The 15,452-nt window shown below is 37.0% G+C and carries 16 protein-coding genes; 6 read left to right on the top strand and 10 right to left on the bottom strand.

The window, feature by feature from the left end; translation table 11 throughout:
- The first annotated feature begins 107 nt into the window (after positions 1–107).
- Positions 108–1,460 (top strand): adenosine deaminase, encoded by a 1,353-nt coding sequence (add, locus tag EHR07_RS11230; protein ID WP_135745167.1) that lies wholly within the window; start codon positions 108–110, stop codon positions 1,458–1,460.
- A 19-nt stretch (positions 1,461–1,479) separates the two neighbouring features.
- Here add and EHR07_RS11225 read toward each other — a convergent pair whose 3' ends face one another.
- From EHR07_RS11225 to EHR07_RS11210, 4 genes are all read right to left on the bottom strand, one after another.
- Positions 1,480–1,995, bottom strand: coding sequence for a VOC family protein (locus EHR07_RS11225; RefSeq protein WP_135745166.1), 516 nt, complete (start codon positions 1,993–1,995; stop codon positions 1,480–1,482).
- A 198-nt stretch (positions 1,996–2,193) separates the two neighbouring features.
- Positions 2,194–2,553 carry a nuclear transport factor 2 family protein gene (locus EHR07_RS11220; protein ID WP_135745165.1) on the bottom strand — a complete coding sequence of 120 codons (360 nt, stop codon included), beginning with the start codon at positions 2,551–2,553 and terminating at the stop codon, positions 2,194–2,196.
- 61 nt (positions 2,554–2,614) lie between these two features.
- Complete coding sequence (locus tag EHR07_RS11215; protein ID WP_244288933.1) at positions 2,615–3,151, bottom strand: YdcF family protein; 537 nt, start codon at positions 3,149–3,151, stop codon at positions 2,615–2,617.
- Between the two features lie 89 nt (positions 3,152–3,240).
- A complete protein-coding gene (locus tag EHR07_RS11210; protein WP_238776999.1) occupies positions 3,241–3,609 on the bottom strand; it encodes an ester cyclase in 369 nt (122 codons plus the stop codon).
- A gap of 205 nt (positions 3,610–3,814) precedes the next feature.
- Between EHR07_RS11210 and ygiD the strand changes: the two genes are divergently transcribed.
- Together ygiD and EHR07_RS11200 are read left to right on the top strand one after the other, a co-directional pair.
- The gene (gene ygiD, locus EHR07_RS11205; RefSeq protein ID WP_135745162.1) at positions 3,815–4,642 is read left to right on the top strand and encodes a 4,5-DOPA-extradiol-dioxygenase; all 828 of its coding nucleotides are present in this window, start codon (positions 3,815–3,817) and stop codon (positions 4,640–4,642) included.
- Between the two features lie 30 nt (positions 4,643–4,672).
- A complete protein-coding gene (locus EHR07_RS11200) occupies positions 4,673–5,332 on the top strand; it encodes an alpha/beta hydrolase (protein ID WP_135745161.1) in 660 nt (219 codons plus the stop codon).
- A 243-nt stretch (positions 5,333–5,575) separates the two neighbouring features.
- Here the strand turns inward: EHR07_RS11200 and purB are convergent, their stop codons facing one another.
- The gene (purB, locus tag EHR07_RS11195) at positions 5,576–6,880 is read right to left on the bottom strand and encodes an adenylosuccinate lyase (protein ID WP_135745160.1); all 1,305 of its coding nucleotides are present in this window, start codon (positions 6,878–6,880) and stop codon (positions 5,576–5,578) included.
- A 108-nt stretch (positions 6,881–6,988) separates the two neighbouring features.
- Between purB and EHR07_RS11190 the strand changes: the two genes are divergently transcribed.
- Positions 6,989–7,756 carry a glucose 1-dehydrogenase gene (locus EHR07_RS11190; protein ID WP_135745159.1) on the top strand — a complete coding sequence of 256 codons (768 nt, stop codon included), beginning with the start codon at positions 6,989–6,991 and terminating at the stop codon, positions 7,754–7,756.
- On the opposite strand, the gene EHR07_RS11185 is transcribed toward EHR07_RS11190, so the two are convergent.
- From EHR07_RS11185 to EHR07_RS11170, 4 genes are all read right to left on the bottom strand, one after another.
- Positions 7,743–9,707, bottom strand: a complete 1,965-nt coding sequence (locus tag EHR07_RS11185; RefSeq protein WP_135745158.1) for a M23 family metallopeptidase — start codon at positions 9,705–9,707, stop codon at positions 7,743–7,745. The two genes, EHR07_RS11190 and EHR07_RS11185, sit on opposite strands and share 14 nt — an antisense overlap.
- An 89-nt stretch (positions 9,708–9,796) precedes the next feature.
- Positions 9,797–10,579, bottom strand: a complete 783-nt coding sequence (locus EHR07_RS11180; RefSeq protein WP_135745157.1) for an enoyl-CoA hydratase/isomerase family protein — start codon at positions 10,577–10,579, stop codon at positions 9,797–9,799.
- Positions 10,580–10,609: 30 nt separating this feature from the next.
- A complete protein-coding gene (locus EHR07_RS11175; RefSeq protein ID WP_208739765.1) occupies positions 10,610–11,566 on the bottom strand; it encodes a response regulator in 957 nt (318 codons plus the stop codon).
- Positions 11,567–11,574: 8 nt separating this feature from the next.
- Positions 11,575–12,924: an EAL domain-containing protein gene (locus EHR07_RS11170; protein WP_135745156.1), complete on the bottom strand. Its 1,350-nt coding sequence runs from the start codon at positions 12,922–12,924 to the stop codon at positions 11,575–11,577.
- Between the two features lie 88 nt (positions 12,925–13,012).
- Between EHR07_RS11170 and EHR07_RS11165 the strand changes: the two genes are divergently transcribed.
- Positions 13,013–13,258 carry a GlsB/YeaQ/YmgE family stress response membrane protein gene (locus EHR07_RS11165; RefSeq protein WP_100743621.1) on the top strand — a complete coding sequence of 82 codons (246 nt, stop codon included), beginning with the start codon at positions 13,013–13,015 and terminating at the stop codon, positions 13,256–13,258.
- 106 nt (positions 13,259–13,364) lie between these two features.
- Here EHR07_RS11165 and EHR07_RS11160 read toward each other — a convergent pair whose 3' ends face one another.
- The gene (locus EHR07_RS11160) at positions 13,365–14,108 is read right to left on the bottom strand and encodes a YebC/PmpR family DNA-binding transcriptional regulator (RefSeq protein WP_135745155.1); all 744 of its coding nucleotides are present in this window, start codon (positions 14,106–14,108) and stop codon (positions 13,365–13,367) included.
- Between the two features lie 123 nt (positions 14,109–14,231).
- Here EHR07_RS11160 and EHR07_RS11155 point away from each other — a divergent pair, with 123 nt between their 5' ends.
- Positions 14,232–15,398 (top strand): acyl-CoA dehydrogenase family protein, encoded by a 1,167-nt coding sequence (locus tag EHR07_RS11155; protein WP_135745154.1) that lies wholly within the window; start codon positions 14,232–14,234, stop codon positions 15,396–15,398.
- The last annotated feature ends 54 nt before the right edge of the window (positions 15,399–15,452 follow it).

The raw sequence follows: 15,452 nt of genomic DNA, 5'->3' as shown, positions 1-15,452 counted from the left end.
CCAAACATCCTATCGACGGGATTTTTCAAACCTAAATAGGGATTTTCACCTGGACTCTAAAAATCTACTTGTAGATACCCGCTGATTCACCCATTCTTTCCTGGAACATGGAAGTTCCTTTTTCTGAGATTTTAAATCGTATTGCTGTCATTGACCGTGACATAGCAGAGCTCAATCGCCTGAAAAGTCGGCTGCCAGCTGACAGGCCCTACTCTCCTACTATCCAACTTACTTTTGATAAACAAATCAATACGCTGTTAAACGAGCGTGTTTCCTTGATGGAACTCCCAGTCCTCCATCCACCACTTTGGCTTTTGTCCAAAGAAGGGTTGGAACCAGCAGCAGAACCTTCGGTTCTCAAGGAAAGAAAGTCCTTACTTGCTGGAGATCTTTCTGTCCCCCATCCCAATGAGCAAGATGTCATTAACTTCATACGCGAAATTCCCAAAACGGAAGTGCATCTCCATTTGGAAGCTTGCGTAAACAAAGAAACATTAAAATTTCTATATAAAAAGAATGGAATCGAAGTAACCGATAAAGAGTTCGAAGACAAATATAATTTCAAAGATTTAAACGGTTTCATCCAAGTATTTTTCTTCGTTCAAGGTGCGGTTAAAGAAGCATCGGATCTCGGATATTTTATTGATAGTTTAGCCGATTACCTTCGATCCAATAACATTGTTTATTGTGAGGCATTCTTCGCACCTTCTAAGTTCATTCAAAATGGATTAGATTTTGATGAAATGGTAGAAGTGATGGTAAATCGAATTCGTCAAATTGAAGTTAAGGACGGAATCACCATTCGTCTGTTAGTTGATGTTTCGCGTTCCTTTGGACCTGAAAATGCGATGAACAATCTCAAACGAGTATTAGGATTAAAACATAAAGAAGTCATAGGAATTGGACTTGGTGGAGCGGAACTTATGGGACCTGCCAAGGATTATTCGGAAGTATTCAAAATTGCTAGAGAATCCGGTTTACGATGTGTTGCTCACTCGGGTGAAGATGATGGTCCATGGGCGATTTGGGATGCAGTAAATCTATGTAAGGCGGAAAGAATTGGTCACGGAACATCTGCGATCCAAGACCCAGAACTTGTCCGTTACATGAAGGAAAACAAAATCCCAATCGAGATTTGTGTAACTTCAAATGTGTTTACAGGAAAATATGTTCGCAAAGAACAAAACCATCCAGTTCGATATTATTACGACCAGGGACTTATGTTGTGTATCAATACGGATGATCCAGATATCTTTAATGTGAATCTTACGTATGAATTTTTTAAACTCTATCGTTTCTTAGATTTTTCCATTGATGAAATCATTGATTTGGTGAGACAAGGTGTGCTTTGTACCTTCCATCCAGAAAAAGATTCTTTATGGAAGTCAATGGAAGAAAAAATTGATCAAATTAAATTGAAATACAATTTGATCTCTGAAAAACAAGTAACAGCTGTCTGATTGTAGTAAGTTAAATTAATTAACTTACTGCTTCTTTCAGTGCCGCTATATCTATTTTTCTCATTTTTAACATGGCTTGTGTGGCACGTTCTACTTTTATAGGATCTTTGTGCGAAATAAGTTTTAAAAGAATATTGGGAGTCACTTGCCAGTGCATTCCAAATTGATCCTGAAGCCAACCACACATACTTTCTTTACCGCCATTGGCTAAAAGTGCATTCCAATAATAATCTACTTCTTTTTGGGTTTCTACACTGATCATAAAGGAAACTCCCCAAGAAAATTTAAATTCCGGTCCACCATTGTAAGCTTTAAACTTTTGACCGTTTAAAATGAACTCCCCTTGCATGGGATTTGCGGTTACGATTTTGGATTTTTTAAAAACCGATGCGTAAAACTTTGCTACCTCTTCAATGTTCGCGTTAAACATAAGAAAAGGGGAAATGGTGTGAGTCGGATTGGGTCGATAATCTAATTTTTTGAGATTGGATTTGGTTTTAGTTCCAGTGGTTTTTTTCTTCTTTGGTGCTGCCATAGTATTTCCCTTTTGTGGTTTCGAAAGATTCCGTTTGTTCTTAAAAATTTGAACTCGTTTCAGTTTAAACAGAGTTATATGAGTGGATAATGACAATCTTTCAACAAGAAAATATAGATCGAAAAGGAATATCTAGATTCGATTTTCTGGGGAATACAAACCTCGAGTTGAAATTTGAATTTGTTTAAAAACTTAAAATTAGAATTTTGGTTCTCCCATCAAAAACCAGGCATTAGAAATTTTGTGGTTCATAATTTCATAAATCGCTAATACTTCAATCGTACCTTTTCCTTCAGGAAAATTCCTGGTAACCAATTCATGGTCTACAATTTTACCGTTGAATTTAGTTCTAGAAATTAGTTTTGCAAAAAGATTTGGTTCTTGAAAACGAATTAAATGCCTTTCTTTGATCTCTTCAGTTCCTTCGGCTACCAGTGTATCCGGATGCAAAAAGATTTTGGCATTTTTATCCCAACATTCTAAAAACAAATCTATATCTTTGTTATTGTATGCGTTTAGCTGTTTATCAATTAGTTTTAAATTTGAATCTTCATTCATGATTGATTTCCATGACAATTATTATTTAAAAACCTGGCAAAGTATTATTTAAAAAATTTATTTAGTGCTTAAAAAATGAGTTAACAACTATTATATAAGGTAAAGCTATTGTTTCTCTGAAAATGGAATATAGGTCACGTATTTCAATGTATCTGGCGTAAGATGTTTTGATATTATTGAATCCTGCTCTTTTTACTAGGTAACTTGCTCTAGGAAGATGATAATACTGCGAAATGATAAGAATTGGTTCCGATTCATGCGATTTCAAGATTTCCTTTAAATTATCTGCAGATTTTTCCGTAGTGTAACCTAGATTGTCTTCTATGATTTGATTTGCATTTAAGCCATTTGCTATTAAATATTCTTTCATTATTTTTGCTTCGTCAAATCCTTCTTTTCCAATCCCTCCAGAGACTATTATTTTCTGAATTGAATTTTCCTTATAAAGGAAAACGGCACGATCTAATCTTGCTTGTAATCGATCCGAAGGTTTTCCATTTAGTTCTACTTTATTACCCAGTACAAGAGCAAAAGTTGATTTTAAGTCTTTTTCTTCTGTTAATCCATGATAAAGGATATAACCAAATGAAACTAACAAATAGAAAGAATATATCTTCGTTAATGAGATAAGTTTTACTTCGAATTTTTTTAGAGACATGAATTTGTTATTGTTATAGAATTTTTAATTCAATTTGGTTTGGAAAAAAGTACACCTAGAAATTCGGAATTATTCCATTCTTCTATAATAAAACCATTTTTAAATTTGGAAACAATCATTTCGTCCCACTGAATGGTTTTACTTGTTTTTAAGTTTTTGTTCTTGGAAGGTTTTATTTTTCCACGTAAGGTTCTTTTCCATACTATCAAATCCTCTGTTTGTACTAAGAATTGAATTTTTACTATTTTTAAATCGGATAAAAAATCATGTAAATTCTTGGCCCACTTGATGATGATTTTATGTCCTTTATAATCTTTTTTTGATGTATGAACAATGTATTCACTCGAAAAAACTTCTTGGATTGATTTAGTATTGTGATTTGTAATTAGTTCGTTCAAAATGTACGAAATTTTTTCCTGGTTTGTTTTATTTGTTTCCAATCCTCAATTTTCTCCTTAGCGTATTCTCGGTAATTTGACGATAGAGTGTGAACTTAGAAAAGAAGAAATTGGGTTTCTGGAACAAGGAATAGATTGACAATAAATGATTTGATATTAAACTATCTAAATAGAGGGACGGATAAATTTAATTCAGGTAACTATCATGAATCATGCAGAAAACATAGAAAATTGGGGTATTTTCCAAAGCTCAGAAACTTTTACTTCGCTTTTTTTGGGACATGGAAGTCCGATGAATGCGATTGAGGAAAATGAATTTGTAGAAGGTTTACGAAATCTTTCCTCTGATCTTCCCAAACCAAAAGCGATTCTTTGTATTTCTGCCCACTGGGTAACCGATGGTACTTTTGTAACCGCCATGGAAAATCCCCCCACCATACATGATTTTGGTGGATTCCCAAAAGCTTTATTTGATGTTCAATACCCGGCGCCAGGTAACCCAGAACTTGCAAAACTAGTGCAATCAATGGTGAAATCTCAGAATGTAAAATTAGATTACGAATGGGGTTTGGACCACGGAGCTTGGAGTGTGATCAAACATATTTATCCTGATGCCGATGTACCCATTGTTCAGTTGAGTATGGATTATAAAACTTCTCCTGAACAACACTTTCAGTTAGCAAAAGAATTAATTCCGCTTCGAAACCATGGTGTATTAATTATAGCTAGTGGAAATATAGTACATAACTTGCGTATGGTGGCTTGGGACCGATTAAACGAAGTGTATGGATTTGACTGGGCGCTGAATGTAAACCAAAAGGTCAAAAATTGGATTATGGCAGGAGACAATGACTCATTAATTCAATTTCGAAATCATGGAAAGGAATTTGAATGGGCCATCCCCACTGCGGAACATTATTTGCCGTTAATTTATACGTTAGGGACAAAACTTGATTCAGATAAGGTGTCCTTCTTTAATGATAAACCAGTCGCAGGTGCGTTGACAATGACTTCTGTCAGGTTTGATTCGTAATCAAAAGTAATAATAGAAAGAGATAATCATATGGAAAAACCGTTAGAATTTTTAATTCGAAAACCAAAGGTATCGATTGAAAAACCACCTCTTCTCTTATTGTTACATGGCGTTGGAAGTAATGAAGAAGATTTGTTTTCCTTAGCAAGTAATTTACCTGATTCTTTTCTGATCGTTTCACTTAGGGGTCCTTTGGTATTAGGTCCTAAAAGTTTTGGATGGTATGAAGTATTATTTACAACTGGCCAACCTAAAATCAATTTAGACCAAGAAAAAGAGAGTAGAAAGCTATTATTAGATTTTTTGGATTACCTTAAATTCAATCACCAATATGATGAATCCAATGTTTGGACTTGTGGCTTTAGTCAAGGTGCCATCATGTCTTATTCTATTGGATTACTTTATCCAGAGAAATTCAAAGGGATCATTGCTTTAAGTGGAAGGTTGCTGGAAGAGAATAAGGAAATGATAAAGGTCACAGATGATCTTTTCAAAAAGAAGATATTTATTTCTCATGGGACCAAGGATCGAGTGTTATCAGTTGAATATGCACGTTCGGTGAAACAATATTTGGAATCCATTGGCATTCGGCCTTATTATCAGGAATATGAAGAAGGCCATAGTATCAACAGAGAGATGTTAAAAGATTTGATCCAATGGTTGGTTACCGAATTAGAAAAGAATTATTAAAAACTATATTATTTATTCAATCTTTAACAAATGTTCAAATTGATTCAGAAAGTTTGAGCGGCCAATTGTAGATATACTAATCCGATACTTTTTTTCATAAATTTTTATTTGTGTTTTTCGTTAATCATCCGGTTTTTTTGAAAAGTTTTTAAATACAAAAGATAAAAATCCAAAAAAAAAGGACTAGGTTTGTAAGAACCTAATCCTTTTTGAAATCTAAGATTTGATTTTTCTTAAAACTAATTAATCAGTAATCCCCAATCGTTTGAAAATGAGAGGAATCCTTTCCAAATAAGGTTTGATTTGGAAAATTTCATCCAAGTCGCTATCTTTTAGGATGGCAGAACATCTTGGATCTTGTTTTAAAAGGTCACGAAGATTTTTGGATTGGTCTGCCCATACTGCCATTGCATTTTCCTGTACGATTAAGTAGGCATCTTCACGAGTGATTCCACCTTTTTCAATCAACCACAACAGAACTTTTTGTGAAAAAATTAATCCACGTGTCACATTTAATGTGCGTTCTGTGGCATCAGGATACACATGAAGTCCTTTTAGGACAAAATTCATTTTCTCTAAAATGTAATCGAGTGCGATGGTAGAATCGGGAAGTACAATTCGTTCGGCAGAAGAATGAGAAATATCTCTTTCATGCCAAAGTCCAACGTTTTGTAATCCCACGTTTACGTTGGACCGAATGACTCTGGAGATTCCAGAAATTCTTTCGCAAACAACAGGATTACGTTTGTGAGGCATAGCCGAAGATCCTTTTTGGCCTTTGGCAAAAGGTTCTTCTACTTCGCGCCCTTCCGTTTTTTGTAAGAGTCGAATTTCAGTTGCCATTCGGTCTAAACTGGCAGCAACCACTCCAAGCACTGACATATAAAATGCATGGCGGTCACGAGAAATAACTTGTGTAGCAATGGGATCAACAGTTAATCCAAGTTTGGTTAACACATATTCTTCAATTTCTAAATCAATATTGGAATAGGTTCCCACAGCTCCAGATAGTTTACCTACCGCAACTTGAGCCCTAGCATCTTTCATCCGTTCTAAGTTTCGAGTCATCTCCGCATAGAAGAGAGCAAACTTAAGACCAAGTGTCATTGGTTCCGCATGGATTCCATGAGAACGTCCGATACAAGGAAGGTCTTTGTACTCTTTTGCTTTTTGTTTTGTGGTTTCTAAAAGAGTTTCGGTTCTTTGGATGAGAAGGTCCATTGCTTGGACCATTTGTACACAAAGTGCAGTGTCACCAACGTCACTGGATGTCAGTCCAAAGTGAACATGTCGGCCTGCTGGTCCTATATAAGAGTTTAGGTTTGTCAAATAGGCGATCACATCATGGTGAACTTTGGATTCTATTTCTAGAATTTCGTCCACATTGAATTTTGCCTTTTGTTTGATGGTTTCTAGGTCCTCTTTGGGAACTTCTCCACGGTTGGCGCGGGCTTCGCAGGCATAAATTTCAATATCTGTCCAAATCTTAAATTTGTTCTCTAATTCCCAGATGGCAGAAATCTCTGGATGGCTGTATCGATCGATCATAAGGGCAGTCTTTCATTAGAAACTTCTCTTTCAACTGGGAATTTTACGATTGCCGAACGATGTTCGAAATTCAAGTTTAGAATCTAGTAATAAATCCTAGGGGGGCATATGTCCAAAGAATTCGAAGGAAAAGTAGCACTGGTAACGGGAGCTGCCTCTCCCATTGGTTTGGGAAGAGCAATCGCAAACCGAATCGCATCGCATGGTGCAAGTTTGGTGCTTGTTGATTTGAATCAGGAAAAAATTGAAGAAGCTGCAAGAGAAGTAGAAGCAAAATTTGGTGTGAAAGCAATTGGAGTTGCTTGTAACGTAACAAAACCAGAAGACTGCGACACTGCGATCAGCAAAACTAAAGAGGCTTTTGGAAAACTAGATTTTCTAGTAAACAACGCTGGAGTTTTAAAAGACAATCTTCTCATTCGTATGTCTGAACAAGAATATGACTTTGTTATGGATGTAAACTGTAAGGGAGTTTTCCTTATGACTAAGTCCGCAAGTAAACTCATTCTAAAATCTGACTCTGGTAGAATCGTAAACATCTCTTCTGTTTCTGGATTAACCGGCCAACCAGGCCAAGCAAACTACTCTACTTCCAAAGCGGGAGTGATTGCATTAACAAAAGTTTCTGCTCGTGAATTTTCAGGAAGAAACGTACTCGTAAATGCAGTTTGTCCAGGTTATGTACAAACAGAAATGACGGGAACACTTTCCAAAGAAGTGCAAGACAAGTTAACTGATCCTTCTGTAATCCCACTCAAACGTCCGGGAAAACAAGAAGAGATCGCATCTGCTGTTAAGTTTTTCTTAAGTAACGATGCATCTTACATTACTGGAACTTACCTCCGTGTAGACGGTGGTGCGGCTATCGGGATGTAGATTTTTTATCCTTTGCCTTGGGTGCGATTGAAATTGGTTTCACCGCCTTTTGCACCTTAGGTGAAGATGGTTTTGTTTTAGTTTCTTTTATATTCTTTTTATCTTTTCCCAAATCTACGTTTTGATTTTCGTTAGGAAGTTTTTTCTTTTCTTCCGTAACAGGTGGAGCCTGTATTTCGTAATCATATCGAACTGTCGAACTCCAATTTCCAGCAAAATCTCGCACACTCGCAAGCACAGTATGTTTCCCTGGTTCATATAAAATCTCTGGTTCAAAGATTTCCAAACGACCGTCTTTAGGAAAAAATTCCGCTTTGCCTGGAATTCCATCCACTGTGATGTCAAACCCGTCAGGCATAATTCCTGATCCAACATCCACAGCTTTTAAATACAAAGCAAAATCTTCTCTAGGATAAACGGTTTTACTCATCAACTCGTGTAAGTAGATTGTAGGAGGAGTTTGGTCTGAAAGAACCACAAACATTCCTGTCTTGCGTAATCTTACTTTGAAAAACTGGCCCCAAGAACTAAAAGAAGATCCATTTATTTTTTTAACGTTTCCATCTGGTAAAACTTCATATAGGTCAGCTGAGTTAATATCTTTCGATTTTGGTACCTTTACATAAAGGTCATAACCTAAATTAAAATCCTTAAAATCAGGACCAATTTTATATACACTGGAAAGTTGGTTGAGCCCTTGTGTTTTGATTTGTATTTGTTCTTGGGCTTCAATTTCAAAAAATGCTTTGGAATACACAGCATTTACTGGAAAAAATAATTCCACTTTTGTATCTTTCGATTTGAAAGTCGTATAACGATCATAGTACACATTGTATTTCCATTCTTTAGTGACAATATGACTATAATCCCCTTGGTCTTTTAGAATATAAAAGGAAGCAAAAGACATCTGGCCACCCATACCAGTAGCTCGAATGGTAATCTCTTTTGGTTCACCCATTCTCATTTGTTCGCTATCGAGTAGGCCTTGTTCTCTTCCATTACTCCGCATTCCAAGAAGGTCATTCCCATCTCTTGTATGTAAATAATAGGAAAATGGGTTTCCATTAGGTTTACTTACAGAACTGTCATATAATAATACGTTTTTTCTTGTGTGTTCTTTTAGAATTTTCGATAGTTGGAAACCTTGTAAAACATTTTCACCAATTAACATATCTAAGGTGAAAATACCAAGACGATTACTATTTGATTTTTGGTGGATTGCAATTTGTATTCCCACTTTTCCCTGTATAAAGAGAGTAGGTGACTCGGATAACTCAAATCGGTTTCCACCTGTTTCATAAAAAGGAATTTCAACGGTTTCATTTCGGCCGTTAATAAAAGTTCGTGGTGTTTGTGGCGTAATCCGAAGTGCATTGAATACAATAGGTTCTGCCACGTTGTATCCTAATCCATAATGTACGGGATTATAATATACGTTGTCTTTAAAAAGTTCAAAGTGAAGGTGAGGTGGCCCCACTCCTGTGTCACCAGAAAATGCTATTGTTTCGCCAGCTTCTACCTCAACTGGTTCAGGAAGTGCTATATCAAAATCGGTTCTATCTTTGTATCTTTTTGCTTGTTTTGATTTTAAGATTTGTTTGATAACTTTTTGTGAAAATTTATGTAAATGACCGTACCGTGAAGTCATTCCATCATCGTGTTGGAGGAATAACGCATAACCTATGCTAGTCCATCTTCTTTGTACTCGTGTGATTTTTCCTTTTGCGACAGCTACGATAGGAATACCAATCCTGCCACCTGTAGAAAAATCTTGGCCCATATGAAAATGACCTGTTCGAAATTCACCGAAGGTGCCGGTGATAGAATCATATCCTTTGACGGGCCAGACGTAGGGATTTTTTAAAACAAAACCTGGGGGAAAATCAGAGACAGATATTGCAGAAAGGGGAAAGAAAGAAAGTATAAGTACTAATACGAGAGAACGCAACATCAGATTTCACTATATTTTTCGGCTATTATGGTGAAAAGACTTATAAGAATCGAGGGGCCATTCTCATTTTCCCCTCGTTCTGTAAAAATTTATTTAAAAACGGGTCTACGTTTTTCCTTAAGGGCTGTCATTGCTTCGAGTAAATTATCAACAACACCTGGTTGTTCAAAGGATTTGATCGTGTCCTTTTTATACTGATCTAGGTGAGCTATCAGTGCACCATTCAAAGTATTTTTTGTAGCCCGGTAGGCAGCGGAAGGAACTTTCGACAGGGCCTCCAGTTTCTTTAATGCAAGTTTTCGAACCTCTTCGGGAGTTGGAGCCACTTCATCGATAAGACCAATTTTTTTGGCTTCGGCACCTTTGTAAGTGGTTCCTTCTAAACATACTTCTGCCCAATACCTTGGATCCACACACATTCGAATCCGATCGATAAAACTTCCAGGAAGCGGAAGACCCACATTGACTTCTGTAAAACCAATCCTTCCTTTTCCATCCAACATATATTTAAAATCAGATGCAACCGTGATGACCGCACCACCACCCATGGCATGACCGGTGACTTCGGTAATGAGAGGTTTATCAAATTTAACTAACTCACCGAATAAAATAACAATGCCACCGACTTCATCGATGAGTTTGTCTCTACTGGTAGAAAGTAAGTTTTCTGCATCGAGTCCATTGCAAAAAAACTTAGGATTGTCTGTGGTTAAAATCACACCACGTTTGGAATTGTCGGCCTTGATTTCATTTAAAATTTCACCGAGGTCTCTCATGTTTTGACCGGTGAGTGAATTTTGTTCGTTCATTTGAAAGCGAATGATTTCGCCTTTGCCGTTGGGAATATCGATGACTTCTCGTTTGTAGTTCATTGGTTACTTCTTTTGTTTAATTTTTATCAATTATGGTTGGGGTGGAGATTGCGTTGAATCAGAGTTAGACGAAGTATCTGTCGATTCTGAAGAAGGATTTGAAATTTCTGGTTCGCTGGGTGGATTGATTGGAAGTTCAATTTTAACCTGGCTTAAAAGTGTAGGAGCTGGTGGAGGTTCTTTACCTGTTTCCTTAATAAACTTTTCCTTTTTTTCTTTTTTACGTTGTTCTTCTTTTTTCTGTTCTTCCATTTTTACATATTCTTCGAACTCGTTTGGCGCCATGAATACTAACATTTTTTCATCATCTGCTGCATGTTCAATAAAAGCACCCATGTGTCGACCAGCGATGAATACAACTTTTTCGTGATTTGAAAACAGTTTCATCACACGTTCGAAAACTTCTACTTCATCTTTTCCCAATTCGGGAACAACGCGAACATCAAAACAAATACGTTCAGACTGGATGGACTTTAAAAAATTAGGTGTGAATATTTTTTTGAATTCTGGAAATACATATCGTTTGAGATTAGCACGACACTGAAACAATACACGTCCATGTCCTCTATCCACAACAACAAATGACATATTGTCTCTTGTTTTGGATGATTCGCTAAACTTATATTCTTCAATATGTGAGTGGATACGATCTAAAAGAGGTTGTTTGATTAATGGTTTAACCATATAATCTGTAAAACCAAGAGCTTTATGATTTGCTATGAAGTTGGAATCTTCTTTGGGAATCATAGCCAAAATAGGAATGTTATGAGTGATCACATCACGGCGAAGTTCCAAAACAAATTCTAATTCTTTTTTATCCTTAAAGGACAAACCCATTAATATGATATCTGGATTAGAGGATTTCACATATTCTTGGACTGTTTGAGAAAACTTAGTGATAACAACTCGTTGGCGTAAACCAAGGAAGATATTTTCCAAATCCTGAGAGGAATTGGGATCGTTTTCAATCGCCATGATGAAATGCATAATGAATTTTAAATTAAACCTTCTTCGGAAGCAACCCGAAACAAATTCCCAACTTTCTTTTGTTTTTCTGACAAAATTTTATCTGTCAATACTTCTTTCACAACATCTTCATGGATTGAATGCAGAACTTCAAAATCCCTTTTATAATCCGATACGGTCATTTTTCCAAATAGAATGTTTGCTTGGAATTGGTAAATTTGGTGTTCCATAAGAAATCGTAAAGTATCAAAATCCTCAACAGCTTCAGCAGTAATCACAGCCTCCCTGTTATCAGCTAGACGTTTACAATAATCAATAAATGCCAAGTTATCCAAAAATTTAATTTGGTCTTCTTCCATTTTGAATTTAAAACTAATAGGATCTAGTTTAAATTCTTTGATCATAATTCCTAGATCTAAAACGATTTGGTGGGACTGACTTTTTACCCCAAAGTCGTCTGCCGCAAAACTCATTCCATGTGAATAGAATGCATGACATACATCTTTTAATGGAAAGTGCGAATCATCATAAGGTTTTTCTACGAGTTCGAATCGTATGTTTTCAGGAAGTAGGTCTTTATTCTGGATGAGTTTTTTCAGTCGATCGACTCGGTCCATTTGCGAAAAAGTATCAATTAACGATTGAGGCGAAATATTGAATTTTAATAACCCTGGTGCCCCTTCACAAGCTATGATCAACTTTTCTAAAATCAAAAGTTCAATACGATTTATATCTTGGTCAGAAGGAATGTCATTGATCAAATCTTTATAACCGATATAGGCTCCACCACCTAGAAAAACTTCGCCGCCTTTCACAGAATAGGTTTTGTCTTTAGGGTTGAAGATGACAGTCGGTTGGATCATGGCTTCATGAACTGAACCAGAAATATAAGTATTGGCTTTATTGTAATATGTCCAACTCCAACGAACTAGGTTATCGTTTAGATTTTTTTCTGATGATTTATAAAGTTCGTTATAAATTTCCTCATCATCCGAGATGAAATTAGATTGAGTTCTAGAAACTCCAAAGTGAAAGGATGCAGTTTTATTCTGTAAACATTGTTGTTGGAATTTACCAACTGCATTTTCAATATTTGGGAATCGTTCGATATCCCATTCAAAAAGGGGAGAGATCCCCATAATCAAAATGTTTTGTTTTTCAATATGGTGAAATCCAAAAGTAATATCTTCCAAATCCATACAGTTATAAAACTCAGTTCGAAGTAGATCCAAAAAATCAGTAAGTTCGATACCAGTAATGTTTTCAAAACGAATGAGGAAAAGAGGTTTCCCTTGGTTTTCTTGGATGAAATGTTTTTTGAATACATCCAAATCTTTCATACCAAAATAATAGGGACCTGTTAAAAGTTGATTTTTCAAATGTAGCCTGCGTATATGATTTGATTCTCAAACGACTTCTTGTAAATTTATGAGAATTCAAAAGAAAAGGCAACAAGGATAGTAACTTATGTTTAGTTTTATTTGGTTTTTACTGATTGGTCTTGCAGCAGGTTGGCTTGCTGGTCGTATTTTGCGTGGAAAAGGATTTGGGCTGATTGCCAATTTAGTGATCGGTGTTGTCGGTTCCTTTTTAGGAGGAATTGTATTTGGCCTATTAGGTTTTCGATCTTATGGTCTGATTGCGGAATTGATTGTGGCAGTCGTAGGTGCCATTTTACTTATCTTCATTGCAGGTATGATCAAAAAAAGATAAACCAAAAAACCGGTAACTTCGTAAGACAAAATATTTGTCTTACGATTTCAAACTTCACTTGAGACAGGGCGACATAATTTACCGTCCTGTCTTTTCAGGGAAAAATTTAATCTAGTTCGACACCTTCACCTAACTCAAAGTTGGAACTTACACCCTGCACGTCGTCATTGGCTTCTAGGTTATCAATTAACTTCATCACCTTTTCTGCGGTTTCTTTGTCGTTTACTTCGACAGTTGTCATCGCAATGTATTTAATTTCTGATTCTTCCATATTTAGGCCCTTTGTAGAAAGGGCAGATTGGACAGCTTCATATTCTGCAGGAGCTGTAATTACAACATACATTCCGTCATTCACTTGGATGTCTTCGGCACCAGCACCGAGTGCCAAATCAAACAACGCTTCTTCAGAAATTTGGTCTGCTTTTAGGGTGATTTGTCCTTTTCTTTCAAAAAAACGAGAAACGGCACCTGCATTGGCGAGGGAACCACCGAGTTTGGTTAGAATGCTTTTAATTTCAGGAGTTGTACGGGATTTTTTATCAGTAAGAACATCCACCATAATGGCAACACCACCAGGTGCGTAACATTCGTACAGACACTCTTCGTAGACCATACCTTCGAGTCCACCCGTACCTTTTTTGATGGCACGTTCAATGTTGTCTTTAGGCATATTGGCGGCTTTTGCTTTCGTGACAGCTAAGCGTAATCTTGGGTTTCCTTCTTGGTCTCCACCACCTTCTTTCGCTGCTACGGAAATTTCTTTGGCAATCCTTGTAAAGATGGCGCCTCTTTTGGCATCAATGGCTCCCTTTTTTCTTCGAATCGTCGCCCATTTCGAGTGTCCTGACATTGTTTTCTCCCAAGGCTAGGATTTTTGATTCAAAAGATTTTTCAACAGATTTAAGTCGCCCTAGTTTCTTGACTCAGAGAGAAAATTCCAAAGTACTGTAAAAAAACATCTATAAGGCATACCATGATCGACTTTTCTATCACCGATGAACAAAAAGCCCTACGCGACTTAGCGAAAGATTTCGCCAAAAATGAAATGATTCCCAAGGCGGAACACCATGACCACACAGGTGAATATCCGAAAGAAATTTTAAAGAAAGCTTTTGATGTAGGTCTTATGAATATGCATATCCCCGTGGAATACGGTGGGTCTGGCCTCGGTGTTTTGGATGAACTGATTGCTTCGGAAGAGTTATTTTACGGATGTTCTGGAATGGCCACAGCCATCCTAGCAAACAACTTGGCACTTGCGCCTGTATTGTTAGGTGCGGATGATTATGTGATGAAAAAATTCATCCAACCAATGACTGAAAATTTTACATTGGCTGCTTATGCAGTAACGGAGCCAGGAGCTGGTTCCGATGTGGCTGGAATTCGAACTACGGCAAAAAGAGTGGGTGACGAATACATCATCAACGGATCCAAAATGTGGATCACAAACGCAGGTCATGCAGATTGGTTTTTTGTTTTAGCAAAAACAGATCCAAATGCGGGTCACAAAGGTATGACAGGTTTCATCGTCGATGCCAAATCTCCAGGAATCATCGTTGGTAAAAAAGAAAAAAATATGGGACAACGTTGTTCCGACACTCGTGGTGTTACTTTTGAAGATGTAAAAGTTCCAAAAGAAAACATGATTGGAAAAGAAGGAGAAGGGTTCAAAATTGCGATGGGCGCTTTTGACCAAACTCGTCCTGCCGTGGCAATTGGAGCTGTCGGTGTGGCACGTGCGGCACTCGATCATTCTATCCGTTACGCAAACACTCGTAATGCGTTTGGGAAACCAATTTCTGTAAACCAAGGTGTTAGTTTTATGATCGCTGAAATGGCTCGTGACATCGAAGCAGGAAGACTCCTTTGTTGGCAATCAGCTTGGCTTATCGATAACAAATTCAGAAATACTTACCAAGCATCGATTGCAAAAGTTTTTTGTGCAGATATGGCTATGCGCGTTACAACGGATGCAGTACAAATCTTTGGTGGTTACGGATTCAACGAAGAATACCCAGTCGAAAAATTGATGCGTGATGCAAAGATCTTCCAAATCTATGAAGGAACTTCGCAGATCCAAAGAGTCATCATTTCTAAATTTTTAAATGATGGTGTTGGAATCGAAACTCCTAACGCGTAAAGATTGGTTTAAGGACAGGTGGACCTGATTTTATCACCACTTGTCCTCTCCCAG

The sequence above is a fragment of the Leptospira bandrabouensis genome (assembly GCF_004770905.1).
Lineage (GTDB): Bacteria > Spirochaetota > Leptospiria > Leptospirales > Leptospiraceae > Leptospira_A > Leptospira_A bandrabouensis.
This window is presented reverse-complemented; position numbering and strand designations above follow the sequence as displayed.